Origin of the sequence: Xenorhabdus beddingii (genome assembly GCF_002127545.1) — a bacterium.
GTDB lineage: Bacteria > Pseudomonadota > Gammaproteobacteria > Enterobacterales > Enterobacteriaceae > Xenorhabdus > Xenorhabdus beddingii.
Genome location: NZ_MUBK01000071.1, coordinates 1 through 3,458, shown reverse-complemented (window position 1 = coordinate 3,458; position 3,458 = coordinate 1). Strand labels below are relative to the sequence as shown.

The 3,458-nt window shown below is 43.6% G+C and carries 2 protein-coding genes and 2 pseudogenes; 3 read left to right on the top strand and 1 reads right to left on the bottom strand.

Annotated features, from left to right (window positions below; all coding sequences use genetic code 11):
- From Xbed_RS18190 to Xbed_RS18180, 3 genes and pseudogenes are all read left to right on the top strand, one after another.
- A pseudogene (locus Xbed_RS18190) lies at window positions 1-349 on the top strand (DUF4123 domain-containing protein); the annotation flags it as partial.
- Window positions 346-1,812 (top strand): DUF2515 family protein, encoded by a 1,467-nt coding sequence (locus Xbed_RS20375; RefSeq protein WP_244182554.1) that lies wholly within the window; start codon window positions 346-348, stop codon window positions 1,810-1,812. The pseudogene Xbed_RS18190 and the gene Xbed_RS20375, both read left to right, overlap by 4 nt.
- Window positions 1,809-2,432 carry a hypothetical protein gene (locus Xbed_RS18180; RefSeq protein WP_086114242.1) on the top strand — a complete coding sequence of 208 codons (624 nt, stop codon included), beginning with the start codon at window positions 1,809-1,811 and terminating at the stop codon, window positions 2,430-2,432. Before Xbed_RS20375 ends, Xbed_RS18180 begins: the two co-directional genes overlap by 4 nt.
- 487 nt (window positions 2,433-2,919) lie before the next feature.
- Here the strand turns inward: Xbed_RS18180 and Xbed_RS18175 are convergent.
- Window positions 2,920-3,458 (bottom strand): annotated as a pseudogene (locus Xbed_RS18175) (DUF927 domain-containing protein); the annotation flags it as partial.

Here is a 3,458-nt window from a genome sequence, read left to right as displayed (position 1 = left end):
CACAGAACTGCTGATAGACAGGCCGCAACCAATGCGGTTTTGCCGTCCCGACGCGTGTAGCGAAGGTAACAGCGAAATCCCGTTTACATTGGGTGAGCATTTGCTGGCAGTCTGGTTACGTTCTCCCTACGGACTGAAAGTGTTAACCAGTTCACTTTATTGCGATTTATGGGAAAACCACGGCCAGATGGCGAAGCAACTGGATCAGCCAGAAGGCAGTCTGGAACCCCGGATTGAACAGTGGTTGAGACAAAAATTGGAAGCCGGACAGCGTATTGAAAACATGTCCGGTCAGGATTACCTGCTGGCGATGGAACAAGAAAAAAATAACAGGAGCGATGATTTATGAGTAACGAAAATTCGATTTATTGCCATGATTGCCAGAAGGTAGCTAAGCGTGTTGCTCGTATTCGGCTTGTGGCGGATTACACGGGTAAACCTATACCAAACAAGGCATACACGGTGCTAAAGGGTGAAGCAATAGTAACTCAGGGAGTATCTGATGGGAATGGGGTGAGTAGCGAAGAAATTTTAACGACCATACCTCTTTTTGTCGAAATATCCCCCCGCTTTCCTGTTAGAAAGGAAGGCGTCAAATTTTTTAAACAACATAGATACGATAACTTAACATTAAACAGAAGCACCAAATCTCTTGCAGAGTGTAAACCTTATCTTGATAAGATATATGGAAAAGTTGTTGATGTACCTATACTCACAGCTGAATGTCTTTGGCACAGATATCAAAAAGAAGCCGAAGAGATTGTGGGCCAGGGTGGTGAACTGATTGCCGATCCCATAGTGCGTAATAAACGTATTAATCAGACTTACGCTAAGATATGGTTAAAGGATAACCGTTTCCAATGGGCCGGTCTTGCTGCTTTTGCTTCTAAGCAGGTGGGATGTGGGTTGTTAAATTTTTCTGATACGGTCGAAAATATGGAGGGGGATGTAGTGGCCAAAAGTCGTGCGATGGTGAGCGCAGCTAAGGTGGGAGTACATTCCGCTCTTCCTCTGTTTTCACCATTTATGTCCACTTTTTCAGGTACAACTTTTATTCAGGACATAGACAAAGCTATACAAGATGGAAAAGCAAGTATAGCAGCCAGCAAAAAAAATAAAGTAACTGAAGTATCAAAGTACATACAAATAGCCACGGTATCCGGTGCAGTTACCGTCGAGGGTGCTACATACGCAACATTCAAGCGTTCGTTTAACATGATGGGGATTGGAAATGCAACGTTATTTCTGGATGTATATCCACTTCATGCTTTTTACCATCAACGCGGATTAAAAGAGCTCGAAGCTTGCCTACGTGACCGCAAAAATATTTATGGTCATAGCCAGTTCCCAATATTGTGGCCAATAGGGCAAGATAAGTTGGAGTTTGGTCTTCCGTTTAAAGAGATTCTACCCGCTTTTAAAGCTATAGACGAAGGAAAGCTTGCCGATGGCGTTAGGCACCTCGCTGACCACGAGCAAAAGAATATCCTAGAAGCCATCATGTACAGTGATTGGTGGTTAGTCGGAGCATTGTGGGGCAATCAGGTGTTCCATACTCTTGGTGACACATCTATAACACAGCCTGTTGAACTACCGCTAGCGGCTCAGTGCAAGTCTACTAATGATGGCAGAACAATCGAATTTACCAATGGTATACTGGATGGTCTCACGTCCAGACTCTCCAATGTAGAAAATCGTATGGAATTTGTCTACAAAGCAGCAACGCGTTTTGATGAGATGCTACGGGGTGATGAACGAAGAGTGATTGCCGAATCGTTGAAAGAAATTGCTTCAAATGGAGGTGTCAAATGAGTCTACTAAAACGCATGGGGCAACAACGTAAGCGTTTAATATTGGCATTATTAATCATTCTGAGTTTAACCGCCGCTTATCTCTACCATGCCTTTTATTCCCGTGAACCCGCCGAAATAGCCTTGGTGATTGGCGAATCTTACGAGGCGATGCGGCAACGCTCCAGTGCTAAAATTAGCCCACCATATGATAATAGCATCGGGTTCAGAATCCCAAAAACGGATGCACGCTTACGCTTTATTGACCCGAAATATGGGTTTGTTACCCCTCAGGCTCGATTTTTTACAGTTTCCTATGAAAACGGAATAATCGATAACGTGCGTATGTCCCCACAAATTGAACCACTACTCTATGACGATGCGATCAAGATTGTGCTGGATTTACAAGATCAGTGGCGTAAAACGGGGTGGGTGCTGACTAGGGAATACCAACCTTTAGTAAATACACCAGAATTGCATGATAGCCTGCGCCGTATGAAAGGTACTGGAATGACCTTTTGGCAAGCAGGCAATCTATATCAAGCTATGCTAAATATTGCGCGTTTCAAAGATGATCGGCATCCTAGCGAAGAACGATATTTAATTACATTGCAGATTGCTGAGCCGTGGGTAAAGCCATAACGTAATCTCGGTGGGTGTGAGAAGATAATATTCTCACACACGAAATTCAGGACGATACTGACGCGCTACGCTTGTCTTCTCCGTGCTACCGGGCTAACACATTAACCCGGCAGCACGGAGAGCTGAAAAAATAACCGTTAGTATCGATTATCTTTATATAACTACACCAATTTTCACGGGATAACGGGGTAAATGATATATTTATTATATATTTCATTGCGTTACTCTATCCCATATTATCCCAGTATATCCCGTAACATCATGTCAATAATTTAAATCATTTAAAATTCAATAAATTATAACCCGCCAGAGAAAAATCTTTTCCGGGATAACCTCCACTATCACAATATCGATTTAGTTGTAGTCACATAATATTACGGGATAGCGCGGGATAATCGAAATATTTATAACCATCTGATATATATTGAAATTAATTTGTATTATCCCAATATCCCGTTATCCCAACGTTTTTTCTCCTGCGTGGGTATTAATCCTCATCCCTGAAAACCAGTACCACAAACCGCCCCTGAGTACCATTCACTGAAATAGTTTTACTGACAAAGCGGTCTTTCTCGGCCTTAACCAACATTCTGGCCTCTTCTAAGGCTTCAAAGCCGGATTTCTTCTGCAATCCCTGCAATATTTCTGCTTCAAATACACTGGGGATAATATGGTATTCCGCCTGTCCGTCATGACGGCGGTTATGCACCAGATACCCGGCAAGATCACTAATCCTCATGGCGTGTGATGTATCAATATCCCCGTTTGGCCTGCCGTAGGTATAAGGCTGGAAGCGTGACATCCCGTATTTCTGGATAAAGTCACGAGTTCGCGTGATCACCTGATATTTTTCCCGGTTTCCGATACCAAAGTCGGCTAACCAGTCATCGAAACTTTGTTTTATCGCGGCGTGACTCGCTTCTTTAATCCAGCCAGTGATATGGGTTGCCAGCTCTCCAACGGCATCCAGTAACGCGAAACGCATGGCAACGCGCTTGACTTGCGCTGAGGCTTCTTTTGGCAGGC